The sequence below is a fragment of the Citrobacter sp. RHB35-C17 genome (genome assembly GCF_013816795.1).
GTDB lineage: Bacteria > Pseudomonadota > Gammaproteobacteria > Enterobacterales > Enterobacteriaceae > Citrobacter_A > Citrobacter_A amalonaticus.
Genome location: NZ_CP057150.1, coordinates 3814813 through 3831715 on the forward strand (window position 1 = coordinate 3814813; position 16903 = coordinate 3831715).

The 16903-nt window shown below is 52.8% G+C and carries 15 protein-coding genes; 10 read left to right on the forward strand and 5 right to left on the reverse strand.

The window, feature by feature from the left end; all coding sequences use genetic code 11:
• Positions 1 to 10: 10 nt before the first annotated feature.
• The 4 genes from HVZ37_RS18220 to HVZ37_RS18235 form a co-directional block, all read right to left on the reverse strand.
• A complete protein-coding gene (locus tag HVZ37_RS18220; protein WP_249418387.1) occupies positions 11 to 2470 on the reverse strand; it encodes a fimbria/pilus outer membrane usher protein in 2460 nt (819 codons plus the stop codon).
• Positions 2471 to 2529: 59 nt separating this feature from the next.
• Positions 2530 to 3195 carry a molecular chaperone gene (locus HVZ37_RS18225; protein ID WP_042999438.1) on the reverse strand — a complete coding sequence of 222 codons (666 nt, stop codon included), beginning with the start codon at positions 3193 to 3195 and terminating at the stop codon, positions 2530 to 2532.
• Between the two features lie 67 nt (positions 3196 to 3262).
• Positions 3263 to 3805: a fimbrial protein gene (locus HVZ37_RS18230; protein WP_042999437.1), complete on the reverse strand. Its 543-nt coding sequence runs from the start codon at positions 3803 to 3805 to the stop codon at positions 3263 to 3265.
• Between the two features lie 565 nt (positions 3806 to 4370).
• The gene (locus tag HVZ37_RS18235; RefSeq protein WP_044254122.1) at positions 4371 to 4946 is read right to left on the reverse strand and encodes a TIGR00730 family Rossman fold protein; all 576 of its coding nucleotides are present in this window, start codon (positions 4944 to 4946) and stop codon (positions 4371 to 4373) included.
• Between the two features lie 788 nt (positions 4947 to 5734).
• Here HVZ37_RS18235 and HVZ37_RS18240 point away from each other — a divergent pair.
• The 10 genes from HVZ37_RS18240 (at position 5735) to HVZ37_RS18285 (ending at position 15910) form a co-directional block, all read left to right on the forward strand.
• Positions 5735 to 6340, forward strand: a complete 606-nt coding sequence (locus tag HVZ37_RS18240) for a tyrosine-type DNA invertase (protein WP_042999435.1) — start codon at positions 5735 to 5737, stop codon at positions 6338 to 6340.
• A 456-nt stretch (positions 6341 to 6796) separates the two neighbouring features.
• Complete coding sequence (locus HVZ37_RS18245) at positions 6797 to 7393, forward strand: tyrosine-type DNA invertase (RefSeq protein ID WP_042999434.1); 597 nt, start codon at positions 6797 to 6799, stop codon at positions 7391 to 7393.
• Between the two features lie 494 nt (positions 7394 to 7887).
• Positions 7888 to 8436 carry a type 1 fimbrial major subunit FimA gene (gene fimA / locus HVZ37_RS18250; RefSeq protein ID WP_042999433.1) on the forward strand — a complete coding sequence of 183 codons (549 nt, stop codon included), beginning with the start codon at positions 7888 to 7890 and terminating at the stop codon, positions 8434 to 8436.
• 68 nt (positions 8437 to 8504) lie between these two features.
• Positions 8505 to 9044 (forward strand): fimbrial protein, encoded by a 540-nt coding sequence (locus HVZ37_RS18255; protein WP_181627848.1) that lies wholly within the window; start codon positions 8505 to 8507, stop codon positions 9042 to 9044.
• A 35-nt stretch (positions 9045 to 9079) separates the two neighbouring features.
• Positions 9080 to 9805 carry a fimbria/pilus periplasmic chaperone gene (locus HVZ37_RS18260; RefSeq protein ID WP_051642306.1) on the forward strand — a complete coding sequence of 242 codons (726 nt, stop codon included), beginning with the start codon at positions 9080 to 9082 and terminating at the stop codon, positions 9803 to 9805.
• A 135-nt stretch (positions 9806 to 9940) separates the two neighbouring features.
• A complete protein-coding gene (locus tag HVZ37_RS18265; RefSeq protein WP_249418388.1) occupies positions 9941 to 12499 on the forward strand; it encodes a fimbrial biogenesis usher protein in 2559 nt (852 codons plus the stop codon).
• Positions 12500 to 12509: 10 nt separating this feature from the next.
• Positions 12510 to 13037, forward strand: a complete 528-nt coding sequence (locus HVZ37_RS18270) for a fimbrial protein (protein WP_042999429.1) — start codon at positions 12510 to 12512, stop codon at positions 13035 to 13037.
• 12 nt (positions 13038 to 13049) lie between these two features.
• Positions 13050 to 13550 (forward strand): fimbrial protein, encoded by a 501-nt coding sequence (locus tag HVZ37_RS18275; RefSeq protein WP_044254116.1) that lies wholly within the window; start codon positions 13050 to 13052, stop codon positions 13548 to 13550.
• 16 nt (positions 13551 to 13566) lie between these two features.
• A complete protein-coding gene (locus HVZ37_RS18280; protein ID WP_042999427.1) occupies positions 13567 to 14472 on the forward strand; it encodes a fimbrial protein in 906 nt (301 codons plus the stop codon).
• Between the two features lie 16 nt (positions 14473 to 14488).
• Positions 14489 to 15910: an EAL domain-containing protein gene (locus HVZ37_RS18285; protein WP_181627850.1), complete on the forward strand. Its 1422-nt coding sequence runs from the start codon at positions 14489 to 14491 to the stop codon at positions 15908 to 15910.
• Here HVZ37_RS18285 and HVZ37_RS18290 read toward each other — a convergent pair.
• On the reverse strand, positions 15895 to 16806 hold the full coding sequence (locus tag HVZ37_RS18290; protein ID WP_044327020.1) for a LysR family transcriptional regulator: 912 nt from the start codon (positions 16804 to 16806) through the stop codon (positions 15895 to 15897). The two genes, HVZ37_RS18285 and HVZ37_RS18290, sit on opposite strands and share 16 nt — an antisense overlap.
• Positions 16807 to 16903: the final 97 nt, after the last annotated feature.

The window sequence follows — 16903 nt, forward strand, 5'->3', positions numbered from 1 at the left end:
TCCTCATGATTCATAAACATTGTCCCGCCACCTCTTTCACCGGGTTCCGGTCCTGTGCATCCGCTATCCGGAAATGCAGTACGCACTGGCGGCTCACGCCCGCGTCGTCCCATTTCACCGCAAGAGTGCCTGCCGTCGGCACCCCGCTCAGGTAGACCTGCCCGCGTTCGGCCACCATCGCGCTGGCGGTACCGCCATCACCGACCAGCCGGGCGCTGGCACCAAAAGGCACCACATCCTGATTGCGGCGAAGCGTGAACAGTACGCGGTTGCCGATATGCGTCTGGTAATGTGCTTCCACCACTGCGCCGCCGCCAGGGATCACCGTCGCCCCCTGCAACTCGACATCCGCATCATCCGGTAACGTTTGGGCATCCAGCGCGATCACGTTTTTGTGATAGGGCGTAAGCGTGGGCACCACGGCATAACCACGCCAGTCGGTATGAACATTGTTTGCGTTCTGAATCGCGACGTTTGCCGCGCCCGGCACGCGAACAATGGCGAAGCTGTCACCGACGTTCTGTCCGAGCGTGATGCCGTGCGGATGTACCACCAGAGCGCCAGACGCCCCCCAGGTCATCTGGCTGCTGTCGCGATCGCGGCGATACCCCAGTTGCGTCGTCCCATATCCACCGTGATAGTCCAGCGATGCGCTGCTGTTGCTACCCTGCCCCTGATTTGCAATCCCCTGCTGTACCGAATAGTAGAGGTTTTGGTTCTGCGGCAGCGCACCGTATATCCCCACCTGTTGCGAGGTGTAGCCGTGATTATCGGAAGAGGTGTTGTAGCTTACGGTGCTGTCTGACCACGCGCCGCCCAGCGGCAGCGTGACGTTCAATGACCATGAGCGATCCGGCGCGCTGTGTCCTGTCGTTTTGGTGTAGAAATAGCCGACGCTCCAGGCAACACGCTTCCAGGTACTGTAAAATCCGGCGTGCAGGGTTTGATCGCGATCCGCGTTATGCCAGTAGTCCTGCGAATACGCTGACAGCGAAAGCGTACCCACCCCTCCCAGCGCCTGATTAACGGAAATCTCTTCGCGACTGCGTTTGCTCCATGTCTGACCGTAGCGGCTTTCCAGCATCGCGGCTTCGCTAAAATCGTAATATCCGCTGGAAGAGTAACGATAGCTGGCCAGACTGAACGAGGTCCCCGTTTGCGCAACGCTTTTCTGGTACTGCGCGCGCAGCGAATGACCGGTATAACGCTTACCTGAAGGCGTCGTGGTCGCCGCCCAGGTCGTATCCAACCCCAGCGCGCCCAGCAGGCCAAAACCACGCCCCAGCCCTGCCGCGACGGCATGATAATCTTCAGCCAGCTGCGAACCGCCATAGAAGGTGAACTCAGCGGGCAGACCATAAAAAAGCGTTCCCTGCATAAACGTCGGCGAACGACTGCGTTGCGAGGTCGAGTGGTAGCGCCCGGCGCTCAGGCTGAATCTGGCGCGTCCTTCACGCAGCATAAATGGAACCGCAGCAAACGGCTGTGTCCAGCGCCGCTCAGAACCATCGCTCTCTTTAACAGTGACCTCCAGGTCGCCGCTCTGGGCGGTGGGATAGAGATCCTGAATGGCAAATGCCCCCGGCGACACGTAGGTTTCATAAATCACATAGCCGTGCTGCGCGATGGTTACTTTCGCATTACTGTGCGCCACGCCGCGCACAATCGGAGCAAAGCCGTTCATGCTGTCCGGTTGCATTTCGTCATCAGACATCAGTTGCACACCGCGAAATTGCACGCTGTCAAAGACGTCGCCACGGGTGTAGGTATCCCCCATCCGCAGCTGACTTTTCAGTGAGACAATATCGCGCTGCAGGTAAGTACTTTGCGAGTCCCAGCGTCGGGTTTTATCGTACTGCATCGACGAGATGTTACGCAGGCGCCATGCGCCGAGGTTAACGCCACTGCGCAGGTTCAGATAACTGGAACGCCCGTCATCCGTTGACTGCCGGGTCTGCGAGCCGGAAAAAGTGTAATCGACGAAGGCGGCCGGAATGCCGTCATCCCAACGCGCGGGATCGACATAACCGTGGCTTTGCACGTTCATCGCCGCCTGCGGAATGCTCAGGTTCAGACGCTGAGTGGAGAAATCAAACTGGCTGCGGGCATCGGGAATGTAGCGTTCGATATCGGTGAAAGTGCCTCCATCAGGCAACTGACTGAAGGCGGTAAACGCGCTGACGTTAACCCCGTATTCCGCCAGTTGCGAAGGGGTGAGCACCGGTTTCAGTTGCCCATTCTCCTCGACAAACGTCACATTCTGCTGTGTGACCTCCTGTTCGTTGAGCCAGACACTGACCGGGTACGTTCCGGGCTGCTGTCCGCCCGCTTTGGCAAAATAGCGCAGGTCCGCCAGTTTCTGTTGCGGATCGCGTAATTCCAGCGCGGCAGGATCAAAATAGTCATCCGCCCACGCCTGACGCTGATCGCAAAACAGCAGTAAAACGCCAGGGATGATCGTCAGCAGCAGCGTCGCGCTGTCCGCCGATAACAGGACGGTTCTCTTTTTCACGGGAAGGTTGCCTGACATCACTGTTGCGCGGAGTCGGTCACGCCGCCAAAATCATTGATTGCCCGCCATGTCACCGGGCCGCTGCCGTTGATCGTCCAGCGACGCGTGCTCAACGGGGCGATCATCCCCGGCTCGGCAAGCGCTTTGCCGCCCACGGTCAGGGAGAACAAGGAGATGTGATACGGCGTCGGGTTGTTCGCCACCAGTTGGTTTCCCTGCACGGTAAAGGTCAACTGTGTCCAGGCGTCTTTTGCCTCGCCTTTCAGCCCCTGCGGGCGATAAAAAAGTTTGAAGCGAGACTTCACGTTAATCTGCAGTTTATTGGCGTCCTCTTTTTGCGTCGGGGCGATACTTTTAATGTTCAGCCAGAACATGGACTCCCGATCGGCAGGCAATGCGCCCCCCGTAAACGTAATACGCAGGACGTTTTGCTGTTCTGGCTCAAGACGAAACAGCGGCGGCGTGACCACGAACGGCACTGGCCGCTTATCCTCTGCGTTCGCGTTTTCCACCCATGATTGCACCAGATACGGCGTCTGCGTATCGGCATTCGTCACCGTCATGGTGGCTTCGCGCTTCCCTTCCTGATAAACAACACGGGTTCCACCCATGACAATGCCTGCCTGCGCGGTAGCGCTCAGCAGAATTAACGATGCCGTCATTGCGGCGATAAACTGTTTCATGAAGTGTGACCATCAGGAAAAGAAGAAAAAAGAGTTGAGCAGACCGGAAGCCTGCTCAGAGTGTCGATCAGTTGTATACCATCAGGAAGTCAGCAGTGCCGTTAGCGCTGCCCGCTGTCACATTCGTGGTCGTGGAAACATAATCGGCCATAAATTTCAGGTCGGCTTTATTTGATACCACATTCGCAGCGGCAGACACTGAGCCCAGCGTAATTGGCGTAGGCGCGCTACCGGCGTTATATAATTTGATACCGACACCTGTTGCGATGGAGCTGGAATTCAATGCCAGCAGTGCGGGATTATTCGCATCTGTCACCCCCGTAAATAACACGGCCACCGTTTTCACCGACGCCGGACAATTATCTACGCTGATGGTAAAAGGCGTTTTCGTGGTTTCCACCCCTGTACCGGTAAAAAAGGTTTTTGCCCATCGACCTAAATCCACGGTGGGATGTTTTGACCCCGTAGTGACATTACAGGAACTGTCGACAATCTCACCGGAAAATTCCACTGTACCACCGGTCCCCTGCACCCCAGAAACCGCTGACAGCGCGACACCAGACGCCATTGCGCTGACCAGAAACGCGGCTATACGAATTTGACTCTTCATTATTTCGCTCATTTAAACGTATTATTAATGTTTACTTTCGCCAATACAAAAATTGTTCTGGCGTTTCTCCCTTCGCATGCTCCTGCTGATAATATTCACAATCCCGTCGTGATAATACGAGGCTTTACTTACTGTGGTAATGTGGCAAAGACAAAACATGGCCTTTTAATAAAAACTTGCATCGCTGCCATGTTAGCCGTGATTAAAATAATATTTTTCTATGTTACCAATTGCAATACCACTGAATTTTCTCCAACACCGTAAGATAAAAGTCTACATTAATATTCGCGGCCATTTTTTTATTAACTGTATCAACATCCCCTGGGGCAACGGTTAAAATAAACATAATGGCAACATATAGAGAGAAAAGAGATCATTTTCTGGGCTTTTTTTTGCCCGACGGGCATCTGGCCTAAGTGAAATTAAGAATATTCCTGGGGGGAAGCACCCTTTTAACCATCGATATGAATCCGGCGTAAAAATGCCCCCGGAAGGCCATAGCCTGGGCGGGGGCATGTCAGTGACAGGTGTCATCCTCTGCTCTTCAGGAGCACAATGAGTCGTCTTATTTCTGGGTCACGGTCCACTTGGAGGTCGGCGGCGTATATGTCGAAAAATATTCAACAATTTCCGGCAACGAATCGGAGAAAAACAGCATATCCACGTAGCTCTGCTTCATAAAACCTTCATCGGCCATTTTCTGTACCATGACCTGCAGCGGTTGATAAAAATTGTTCATGTTATAAAACGCACAGGGCTTGTGGTGGATGCCTAATTGTCCCCACGTCCACTGCTCAAAAATCTCTTCCAACGTGCCTGCCCCGCCGGGTAAGGCGATGAAAGCAGAAGACAATGCCGCCATGCGATCTTTACGCTGGTGCATGTTCTCAACGACCTGCAAATCAGTCAGCCCGGTATGCGCAATTTCACGTTCAACCAAAGACACGGGCATCACCCCCGTCACGTGCCCGCCGTGTTGCAGGGCGGAATCCGCCACGGCCCCCATCAATCCGACCCGGCCACCGCCATAAACAATGCCCAGCCCGGCCTGAGCCAGATAGGTTCCGGCTTCGCGCGCAGCCTGCATATAAACCGAAGAATGGCCTTCAGATGAACCGCAAAAAATACCGATAGACTTCATATAATTTCCTTTGGGAATTACTTAATCCGTAAATCTTCATTCACTCAATGTCGAAACAGCATAATGCAAAGGGGCTCAATACACTATGTGAGATCGGCCAGATGAAAGTACTGACCAGGTGATTTCCAGTAATTACCAGAACGATACGCATAAACGCCTTAGATGAATAAGAGTAGTTTCAGGCGTTATTATTCCCTCGCTCGCATTTTATTTGTCGCAAAACATTTCATCACTTAAAGACAGGCTAATTTCAGCCACACGCCCTCATCCGCCAAATATACCCGTACTAATGCAATTCCTGCGGGTTAACGGGAATCAATCTGCTCACGGCTAAATACCAGCCCCCGCCTCTAAAGCGGTTATATGACTTATTATTGCTATTCTCACCGTGTTTTTTGCAGTATTGTTTACTCATTGTTGTAGTTCTACAGTGAATGCTAGCGAGGTTGCCATGTCGTTTTTCGTCCTTAGCAAAGCCTTTTGCTCATCATTCGGGGTATTCCGGAATGGGCTCGATCGTAGAACAGCAATAACGTTTATTGATTCAGTAAGATAAGCAAAAACACAAGACCAGAGGAGGCACCCAGTCGATAATGTCACGACGTTATGACGAAACAACATACAGCCATTTTCATTATCCGCTTACGTCCTTCTGTAGCGAAGCAACGTTGCATACGATTAGCGCCTACCGTGCAGTACAAATAAATCATGAGTTAAAACCGGATAAGACCATTGGATTAATGGAAATCAGCAGAACGCTTGCGCACCTGCAATCAAAAGGGAACCTAATGAAAAATAACGCCGATAATAAGAAGAGGAATTTCCTGACTCAAAATGAAATAGAGTCACTTCTCAAAGCAGCAAACACGGGACCACACGCTGCCCGCAATTACTGTCTGACCTTATTGTGTTTTATTCATGGATTTCGTGCCAGTGAAATCTGTCGCCTGCAAATATCAGATATTGATATTAAATCTCGATGTATTTACATTCACCGCCTGAAAAAAGGTTTTTCGACAACACATCCATTATTAAGAGAAGAAATTCAGGCGTTAAAAAACTGGCTGACTATACGAACTGACTATCCTCATGCCAACAGTGAGTGGCTATTTTTATCAAGAAAAGGAAACCCTCTTTCTCGCCAACAGTTTTATCAAATCATTTCAGCCTCGGGCGATCACGCTGGGCTCCCGCTTGAAATTCATCCGCATATGCTTCGTCACTCATGCGGTTTTGCATTAGCCAATATGGGGATCGACACCCGTCTCATCCAGGATTACCTGGGACACCGTAACATTCGCCATACCGTCTGGTACACCGCCAGTAACGCTGGTCGATTTTACGGTATCTGGGATGACGCTAAACTCAAACAGCATAATGCTATTTCACTGTGACAGATACAACACCATGGATGGTGTTAAAACCACGATAAACAAAGCATTAATAATATTTAACCATATATTTATTATGCTTATTGTTCACTTCCATCCTTATTTGCAGCAGAATTAAACAGTTTTATTATATCCATGTAATGAATCAGGATACTTTTTTCAACATGACCTTTTCGTCAAACAAACCTTCGCCACCTTCTCACCTCTGTAACTATTTTTCGTTTAAATTTATACACCTGACTTTGTCTACAACAGCCGCTATTGTCGCACCTGATAAAATCAATAAAAATAAGACTTATCACGTGGTAATAATAGCTACGTATGTAAAAGTGATGTAATCACCAACGGTGATTAATCCCTCAAATATAATATGCCTTTAACATCGTGGATTATTTTTTAATCGCATGATGTTTTCTACAGGTGTTCATTAACAGAAACATATTTCAGGAGTAATGCATTGTGAATCGACGTCGTTATCTTACTGGCAAAGAAGTACAAGCCATGATGCAGGCTGCCCGACATGGCGCAACCGGAGAGCGAGATTATTGTCTTATTTTGCTGGCGTTCCGTCACGGCATGCGCATCAGTGAACTCCTCGATTTGCATTATCGCGACCTCGATCTCAACGAGGGACGAATCAATGTCCGTCGACTGAAAAACGGATTTTCCACCATTCATCCACTGCGTTTTGATGAGCGTGAGGCCGTTGAACGCTGGAGTCAGGAACGCGCAGGCTGGAGAGGCGCAGGCCGCACTGACGCCGTGTTTATCTCCCGCCGGGGGACACCGCTTTCTCGCCAGCAGGCATATCGCATTATTCGGGCTGCGGGGGTTGATGCTGGCACCGTTACCCATACTCACCCCCATATGCTCCGTCACGCCTGCGGTTATGAACTTGCCGAACGGGGAGCCGATACGCGACTGATTCAGGATTATCTTGGCCATCGAAATATTCGTCATACCGTCCGTTATACCGCCAGCAACGCCGCACGTTTCGCCGGATTATGGGAGAGAAGCAGCCTGTTAGAGGTCATTTCGCAGGAGAAAAAGAAATAAGCTAACGGATTGATATAAAAAGGAAAGTCTTTACCTGAACAGGTCAATTGGGGCCAAACTGTTTATATCATAAAAAGAATTAGTAAAGCTTTGCAACTAACAAGTTAGGAATTATCGATAAACACTCTTTATCTCATTGATTAGAATAGTATTACCTCCAACATTTTTTCACATTTACCACCGCCGTTTACGCGCTTTCACCATTTCTCCACCTGACTCCTGCACCATTTCAGTCATCTACATAAAACTATTTTTCAGTTTTTTATATCAAAAAATTGCAACCATAAGAAACAAAAAACCAATAATAAAGAAATAATATGCCATTTAAAGCCGTTTATACCAACGAGTCAAAATGGCCCCAATTGACTCATTCATTGGGTAAAAACTGTGCAGAACCGGCAGTCGCCCCATTCGGCTGAAATATGGAATGCCTGGAAGGCACAACGACTGGCCATTTCGGTTCGTGATATCGACATTGTTTAAAGGAAAACAGCATGAAAATTAAAACACTGGCTATCGTTGCTATGTCAGCCCTGTCCCTGACCTCCGCGGCGGCTCTGGCCGATACCACCACGGTAAACGGCGGTACAGTGCATTTTAAAGGAGAAGTCGTTAACGCAGCCTGCGCCGTCGACGCCGGTTCAGTCGAACAAACCGTTCAGCTTGGTCAGGTTCGTTCGGCAAAACTGGCTACTGCGGGCAGCACCAGTTCTGCGGTCGGTTTCAACATTCAGCTTGATGATTGTGATACCAGCGTGTCAACCAAAGCCTCTGTCGCGTTTTCTGGCACGGCCGTTGATACCACCAACAACACCGTACTGGCACTGCAGGGCTCTGCTGCCGGTAGCGCCACTAACGTTGGCGTCCAGATCCTCGACAACAAAGGCACCCCACTGGCGCTGGACGGCGCAACCTTTAGCGCAGCAACAACCCTGAACGATGGCACGAATATCATCCCGTTCCAGGCACGTTACTACGCCACGGGCGCCGCAACTGCCGGTACCGCTAACGCAGACGCCACCTTCAAAGTTCAATACGAGTAATTCATCACGCAAGGATGCACCAGGGGCCAGGAAGGCCTGTTATCCGTAATGGGACTGAGGTGATAACGATGCAAAGGATGAAATCAGGTCTGCTGATGCTTTTACTTCCCGCCTGCGCGCTGGCCGGCAACAAGTGGAACGTGACGTTACCTGGCGGAAACATGCGTTTCCAGGGGGTCATTATTGCCGAATCTTGCCGCGTTGAAGCTGGCGATCGCCAGATGACCGTGCAAATGGGGCAGATCAGCAGCAATCGATTTCATGCGCCAGGGGAGGATATCAATCCGGTTTCTTTCGATATTCAGCTTCAGGAGTGCAGTACCGCCGTAAGTCAACGCGTCGGCGTGGCATTTCATGGCGTCGCGGATGGTAAAAACCCTGACGTTCTCTCCGTAGGAGAAGGTCCGGGGATCGCCAGCGGTATCGGGATAGCGTTATTTGATAAAGAGGGTAGCCAACTCCCACTTAACGGCCCACCGACGAGCTGGGCACGGCTTTACTCCGGGCCAACCACACTGCATTTCGTTGCGAAATACCGTTCTACCGGACGTCAGGTCACCGGTGGGGTCGCGAATGCACAAGCCTGGTTCTCTTTGACCTACCAGTAACAACCCCGCAGAGATAGCAAATACAGGAAACGACGGTGAATACAGCAAGGATAAACATGAAAAAAACACGCACCATGATGCGCAACCTGCTGGGCGGGATGCTGATGATAGCCGTCATGGGATTATTCACACCGGCTGAAGCTGGCGTTGCGCTGGGGGCAACACGGGTGATTTATCCGGCGGGTCAAAAACAGGTGCAACTGGCGGTCACCAATAATGATGACAGCAGCACGTATCTGATCCAGTCCTGGGTAGAAAATGCCGAGGGCGTCAAAGACGGACGTTTTGTGGTCACACCACCGCTGTTTGCCATGCAGGGAAAAAAGGAGAACACCTTACGCATCCTTGATGCAACCAACAATCAGTTACCACAGGACCGCGAGAGTCTGTTCTGGATGAACGTCAAAGCCATTCCGTCGATGGACAAATCCAGGCTCAGCGATAACACCCTGCAACTGGCCATTATCAGCCGTATCAAGCTGTATTACCGTCCAGCCGGTCTCGCGCTGCCGCCAGATCAGGCCGCAGAAAAACTCACTTTCCGCCGCAGCGCAGGCACGCTCACATTGATCAACCCAACGCCGTACTACCTGACGGTGACCGAACTCAATGCCGGCACCCGGGTACTGGAAAATGCCCTTGTGCCTCCCCTGGGCGAAGCCCGCGTGAAGTTGCCAGCCGATGCGGGCAGCGAGATTACTTATAAAACCATTAATGACTATGGCGCACTCACGCCGCGCATGAAAGGCGCACTGCGATAACGAACAGGGAATCCGCGTGATCCCTGAATAAAAAAAGAACTGACAGCCGGGCGATTTTGAACCGGAGGGACTATGTCATATCTGAAACCTGGACTCGTCCACAGGCGGCGTTATGCACCACTTTTGTCAGGCGCAATGGCGCAGATCCCCTTTGCCTTTTTGCTTGCCTCACACACATTTTCCGCGCAGGCAGAACTCTATTTTAACCCGCGCTTTCTGGCGGACGATCCGGCTGCCGTCGCGGATCTTTCCGGTTTTGAAAAGGGACATGAGCTCCCCCCCGGCACGTATCGCGTCGATATTTATCTGAACGAGGGGTTTATGACCACCCGCGACGTCACTTTTCATGCCAGCGACAACCACCGCGAACTAACCCCGTGCCTGACGCGTGAACAGCTCGCCACAATGGGGCTGAACACCGCTGCCGTCAGTGGAATGAACGTGTTGGCAGCGGATGCCTGTGTCCCGTTAACGGAAATGATCCCTGACGCCACCACCCGTTTAGATGTGGGTCAGCAGCGGTTGTATTTGACGATTCCTCAGGCCTTTATGGGAAATCAGGCTCGCGGTTATATCCCGCCGGAACGCTGGGATCATGGGATTACCGCCGGGCTACTGAATTACAACTTCACCGGCAACAATGTCCAGAACGACGTCGGCGGCAGCAGCAACTACGCCTACTTAAACCTGCAAAGTGGCCTTAATCTGGGCGCGTGGCGTCTGCGCGACAATACCACCTGGAGCTACAGCAGCGGCGGGAGTGCCTCGAGCAATGAAAACAAATGGCAGCACGTTAATACCTGGCTGGAAAGAGACATCACGCCGTTGCGCTCACGCCTGACACTCGGCGACAGCTATACCAACGGCGATGTCTTTGACGGTATTAACTTCCGCGGCGCGCAGCTCGCATCTGATGACAATATGCTGCCGGACAGCCAGAAAGGCTTTGCCCCGGTGATCCATGGGATTGCGCGCGGGACGGCACAGGTCTCCATCAAACAGAATGGCTATGAGATCTATCACAGTACGGTACCGCCTGGCCCCTTCAGCATTAGCGACCTGTATGCCGCGGGTAACGGCGGCGATCTGCAGGTTACCATCAAGGAAGCCGACGGGAGCAGCCAGAACTTCACCGTTCCTTACTCCTCAGTCCCGGTATTGCAACGTGAAGGCCATACCCGCTATGCCGTCACCGCCGGAGAGTATCGTAGCGGTAACGATCAGCAGGAAGAACCGACCTTTTTTCAGAGCACCATACTCCACGGCCTCCCGGCTGGCTGGACCTTGTACGGCGGTACACAACTGGCAGACCGCTACCGCGCCTTCAATCTGGGGGTGGGGAAAAACATGGGGGTGCTGGGGGCGCTGTCGGTGGACATCACTCAGGCCAATGCCACTCTGCCCGATGACAGCAAACATCAGGGACAATCGGTGCGTTTCCTCTATAACAAATCACTCAGCGACGTTGGCACGAATATCCAACTGGTGGGCTATCGCTACTCCACACGCGGATATTTTAGCTTTGCCGATACCACTTACCGTCGGATGAGCGGCCATGACGTCGAAACGCAGGATGGCGTGATTCAGGTTCAGCCGAAATTCACGGACTACTACAACCTCGCCTATAACAAGCGCGGCAAAGTGCAGGTGAGCCTGACCCAGCAGTTAGGCCGCACCGCCACGCTCTATCTGAGCGGAAGTCACCAGACTTACTGGGGCACCGACAGCGCTGATGAACAATTGCAGGCCGGTCTGAATACCGCCATCGGCGATATCAACTGGACGCTGAGCTACAGCCTGACCAAAAACGCCTGGCAGGATGGTCGCGACCAGATGCTGGCTATTAACGTCAATATTCCTTTCAGCCACTGGCTGCGCTCGGACAGTCAGTCCGTCTGGCGACACGCCAGCGCCAGCTACAGCATGTCGAATGACCTCAACGGTCGAATGACCAACCTGGCGGGGCTGTATGGCACCGTGCTGGAAGACAATAACCTCAGCTACAGCGTGCAAACCGGCTATGCGGGCGGTGGTGAAGGTAACAGCAGCAGCACTGGCTATGCCACGCTGAACTATCGCGGCGATTCTGGCAATGCCAACGTCGGTTACAGCCGTAGCGACGGACTCAAACAGTTCTATTACGGGATGAGCGGCGGCGTGCTGGCACATGCTAATGGCGTCACGCTGAGTCAACCACTCAATGACACGGTTGTGCTGATTAAGGCTCCCGGCGCTGAGGGCGCGAAAGTGGAAAACCAGACCGGAGTACGCACTGACTGGCGTGGCTATGCGGTGCTGCCTTACGCCACCGAGTACCGGGAAAACCGGGTGGCGCTGGATACCAATACGCTCGCCGATAACGTTGATCTGGATGAGGCAGTGGTCAACGTCGTCCCCACGCACGGCGCGATCGTCCGGGCGGAATTTAACGCCCACGTCGGGATGAAACTGCTAATGACGCTCATCCATAACGGCAAGCCGGTGCCATTCGGCGCAATGGTAACCGCCGACAGCAGCCAAAGCAGCAGCATCGTCGCCGATAACGGTCAGGTTTATCTGAGCGGTATGCCGCTGGCAGGCAAGGTTCGGGTGAAATGGGGTGACGGCGCAAACGCCAGCTGTGTGGCGGAGTACCGCTTATCCGCAGAAAACCAACAACAGTTGCTCAGCCAGCTCACGGCGCAATGCCGCTAAGGACAAGATGATGAACAAACGTCTTTATCTGCTGGGTGCCATCTTCTCGCTGGTCAGCGCCAGTGCGTTCGCCGCCGACAGCACAATCACGATCAGCGGATATGTCAGGGATAACGCCTGCGCCGTGGCGGGCGAATCGAAAGATTTTACCGTCGATTTGCTGGATAACGCCGCTAAACAGTTCAGCCATATCGGCGCCACCACGCCTGTCGTCCCGTTTCGTATTGTGCTTTCTCCCTGCGGCACGTCGGTCACGGCGGTAAAAGTCGGTTTTATCGGTATTGCCGACAACGATAACACCCGCTTATTGAAACTCGACAGCGGAACATCGGCGGCGGCAGGGATGGGAATCGAGATCCTCAACGGCCAGCAAACGACACTGCCGCTGAATGCCGGGTCCGCCACCCTTCCGTGGACGACCCTGACGCCCGGTCAGACCAATACGCTTAACTTTTATGCCCGCCTGATGGCAACGCAGCTCCCCGTCACGCCGGGACACGTCAATGCAACAGCGACGTTCACTCTTGAATTTCAGTAAGCGGAGGCTTTGATGAAATGGTTTCAACCCCGGTGGCTACTGACAGTCATCCTTGCCGCTTCTGCTGTTGTGCAGGCGGCTGACGTGACCATTACCGTGAACGGGAAAGTGGTCGCCAAACCGTGCACGGTGTCGACCACCACTGCCACCGTCGAACTGGGCGATCTCTACACCTTCAGTCTGGTCAATGCCGGTTCCTCCTCCGCGTGGCACAGCGTGGCGCTTGAGCTAAGCAATTGTCCGGTGGGCACCTCGCGCGTCACCGCCAGCTTCAGCGGTACCGCCGACAGCACGGGCTACTACAAAAACCAGGGGACTGCCGGAAATATCCAGCTTGAACTCCAGGATGACAGCGGTAACAGACTGAACACCGGCGCGACAAAATCAGTGGTGGTGGATGACGCCTCGCAATCCGCCCGTTTTCCTTTGCAGGTCAGAGCGTTATCGGTCAACGGCGGCGCAACCCAGGGCACGATCCAGGCGGTGATTAACGTGACCTATACCTATGCATGACCAGGAGAGTATGTTGATGAAAAGAGTCGTAACCCTGTTGACGACACTGTTGCTGATGGGCTGGTCAATCAATGCCTGGTCCTTTGCGTGCAAAACCGCCAGCGGCGCGACCATTCCCATTGGCGGTGGTAGCGCGAACGTCTACGTTGATCTCTCGCCTGCGGTTAACGTCGGGCAAAACCTGGTGGTCGACCTCTCAACGCAGATTTTTTGTCATAACGATTATCCCGAAACCATCACTGACTATGTCACCCTTCAGCAGGGGTCCGCTTACGGCGGCGTGTTATCGAGTTTTTCCGGCTCCGTAAGATACAACGGCTCCAGCTACCCGTTTCCGACCACCAGCGAAACCGCACGGATGATCTATGACTCGAGAGTCGATAAGCCGTGGCCGACCGTCCTGTATCTGACGCCAATCAGCTCTGCGGGCGGCGTCGCAATCAGTGCAGGAACGCTTATTGCTAAACTCATTCTCCGCCAGACCAACAACAAAAACAGCGATGACTTTCAGTTCGTCTGGAGCATTTATGCGAACAATAGTGTGGTCATTCCGACTGGCGGCTGCGATGTCTCCTCCCGCAACGTCACGGTTACGCTGCCGGACTATCCGGGCTCCGCCCCCGTTCCGCTGACGGTCTACTGCGCGCAGAGCCAAAATCTGACGTATTACCTCTCCGGCACCACCGCAGATTCCGCCAATTCGATCTTTACCAATACCGCGTCGTCTTCGCCCGCGAAGGGCATCGGTGTTCAGCTCACGCGCAACGGTACCATCGTCCCCGCCAACAGCACCGTGTCATTAGGCACAGTCGGCACCTCTGCCGTGAGCCTCGGCTTAACGGCTAACTACGCGCGAACCAGCGGACAAGTGACGGCTGGCAATGTTCAGTCAATCATTGGGGTGACGTTTGTTTATCAGTGATGTGGGAAAGCCGGGGATGGACTACATTTTGTCCCCCTGCCCCTGTGCCGCCGAAGGTCTCGCGAGGATGATGACGCCAGACCGCCAGCGTCTGGTGCTGTTTAACTCACCGTCGCTGGATATCTCAACGCTTCCTGCACTGGCGTCAGCACGCCGGATCGTGGTGTTTCTTCCTGACGATCCCCTTTGGCTGCTCACCACGTTGCAGCAGGCGGCGCTTCTGCTGGAACAGGCCGCTGTCCCCCTGCCGATGCTTATCCTCAGCCGCTGTCCTGACCGTTGGTTGTGGCACACGCTGGAGCATCTTGTGACGCGTCGCCGTCTACTGACGGAAATCCGGGCCGTCGCCTCGGATTTACCGACACGCTGCATTGCCGCGCTATTGCGCGGGCACGGGTTGCAGGATGTCCCTCCTTTGGGCCAATGCGCAGATAACCAGACGTTGATTTATGGCAAGCCGACAATCGGCCTCAGCAAACCAGAGCTCAACGCCATTGTGGATTTGCTGCACGGATACAACATCCCTGAACGGGCGCAACAGCGAGGCATAAGCCAAAAAACCCTTTATAATCAGAGAACTTCAGGACTTAAAAAGATGGCGGAACATTTCCCGCAACTGGCGACACACTTTCCCGGCAACCCAGAAACGCGGCTGAACAGAAGCGGTAGCGATGCGTTATCCGCCTTCGAACGTGAATTCGTCCATGCCATCCGTTGCCGGCAACTCTTTCCGGTGTTTCAACCGATTGTGGATAGCCACCACCGTTTACAAGGGATGGAAATACTCTCACGCTGGCGGCGCGAGGGTACGGTCCTGCAACCCGGCGCATTTTTGCCACAAATACGTGCTGAATACGCCTGGCAGGTGCTGACCGCATTTGTTTTGCAGGAAGCGATACAGAAAATCAACCAGCATCCCGGGGAGTTTTATTTCTCACTTAATGTCCCTGCCGCCCTCGCCAGCCATGAATGCCTTCCACGAATGCTGGAAGCGGCGAAACAGCAACTGGTGTCGCCACAGCAAACGGACAGACTGGTGCTGGAATTTGCTGAGACCATCGAGTTCAGTCAAAGGGGAAAAACCGCCGCGAACATCGACAAATTAAAACGGCTCGGCTTTCGGATTATGCTCGATGACTGTTTCTCACAAGGTAGCGTGATGTTTCCGGTCAGGCAGATCCAGTTTAACGAATATAAGCTGGATATGTGTATTATCAATGAGATGCAACGCGATCCACACGCGCTGGCGCTGATAAAAAGCCTGAACTATTACTGTATGCTGACCGGTAGTCGCTGCGTTGCCGAAGGGGTCGACAGTGAAGAGAAATTTACGATATTGAAAGCATTAGGTATCGATCGCTTTCAGGGATATCTCATCTCCCCGCCGGTAGGCGGGAATATGCTTGAACGGTTTGTGGACCGCTACATATCATTCTGATCAAACATGCTTTTTGACGAAATGATGGTCTCAATAAATTTTTTCTTATGGTCATACTTCAGCACATCGTCTATGTACATGATGCCGGTATCAAAAGAGGGAATGTTCTTCGCCAGATTGAGGCGACGCAGACCACGGTGACGCGCTTCGGCTTCCAGATGTATGGAAAGCGCCAGAATGCATTGCGTCTGTTTCGCCAGCGCAATAGCATTCGATACCGAACAGACTTCAAATCTGACCTTTTCTGGCGAAATAGGACAAAGCAAAGGATCGTTAAACTCTTCGTTTTCCGATTCATGCTTAAGAATGACCCACTCACAGTGATTAAGCTGCGCTTCGGTAATCTGCGGCACATACGCAAGCGGATGATCGCTCGCGCAATACAGGACAAACCGGGTCGTGAAGATGGGAAGGTAATTTATTGCCGCAATTCTGTTTTCCGCAGCGGGTATCGCCCCTAACGCAAGATCGCATTCGCCTTTCAGTAAATGCTGTTGCCCCAGTGCAGTATTACTGTTTTTGATCACCATCCGGATTTGCGGATACAGCCTCACATAGTCCTTCATCAGATGAAATAAGACGCCATGACTCCACGCGTGCCCGCACTCGATCACCAGTTGCTGTCTGTGGCTATGCTTTATCGCATCAATACTGAGTAAAGCCTGCTGGTAATTGCGATCCAGCAGGCAGGCATGCTGATACAGGCTTTCGCCATAAACCGTTAAGGAAATCTTTTTCCCCTCACGGAACAACAAAGGGATCCCCAACTCCGACTCGAGTCGTTGCATATTTTGGGTTAGGGTCGGTTGAGAGATAAACAGACTTTCCGCCGCCGAGGTAAAGGTCTTTTTATCTACCAGCACTTTGAACTGAAAAATTAATTTGTGTAAATACATTCGCCTCACCACGGTTTCCGGGATTGATGATGCCTGCCTGATGCGTAGCGATGAAGATAGACGGGAGCTCCGGCAAAATCGGGCTCCCGGATGAGTG

Excerpts from the sequence above, each read along its gene's own strand:
- HVZ37_RS18225 (WP_042999438.1), bottom strand. The coding sequence starts at position 3,195 with ATGAAACAGTTTATCGCCGCAATGACGGCATCGTTAATTCTGCTGAGC.
- HVZ37_RS18230 (WP_042999437.1), bottom strand. The coding sequence starts at position 3,805 with ATGAAGAGTCAAATTCGTATAGCCGCGTTTCTGGTCAGCGCAATGGCG.
- HVZ37_RS18235 (WP_044254122.1), bottom strand. The coding sequence starts at position 4,946 with ATGAAGTCTATCGGTATTTTTTGCGGTTCATCTGAAGGCCATTCTTCG.
- HVZ37_RS18240 (WP_042999435.1), top strand. The coding sequence starts at position 5,735 with ATGAAAAATAACGCCGATAATAAGAAGAGGAATTTCCTGACTCAAAAT.
- fimA (WP_042999433.1), top strand. The coding sequence starts at position 7,888 with ATGAAAATTAAAACACTGGCTATCGTTGCTATGTCAGCCCTGTCCCTG.
- HVZ37_RS18255 (WP_181627848.1), top strand. The coding sequence starts at position 8,505 with ATGCAAAGGATGAAATCAGGTCTGCTGATGCTTTTACTTCCCGCCTGC.
- HVZ37_RS18265 (WP_249418388.1), top strand. The coding sequence starts at position 9,941 with ATGGCGCAGATCCCCTTTGCCTTTTTGCTTGCCTCACACACATTTTCC.
- HVZ37_RS18270 (WP_042999429.1), top strand. The coding sequence starts at position 12,510 with ATGAACAAACGTCTTTATCTGCTGGGTGCCATCTTCTCGCTGGTCAGC.
- HVZ37_RS18275 (WP_044254116.1), top strand. The coding sequence starts at position 13,050 with ATGAAATGGTTTCAACCCCGGTGGCTACTGACAGTCATCCTTGCCGCT.
- HVZ37_RS18280 (WP_042999427.1), top strand. The coding sequence starts at position 13,567 with ATGAAAAGAGTCGTAACCCTGTTGACGACACTGTTGCTGATGGGCTGG.
- HVZ37_RS18285 (WP_181627850.1), top strand. The coding sequence starts at position 14,489 with ATGGACTACATTTTGTCCCCCTGCCCCTGTGCCGCCGAAGGTCTCGCG.
- HVZ37_RS18290 (WP_044327020.1), bottom strand. The coding sequence starts at position 16,806 with ATGTATTTACACAAATTAATTTTTCAGTTCAAAGTGCTGGTAGATAAA.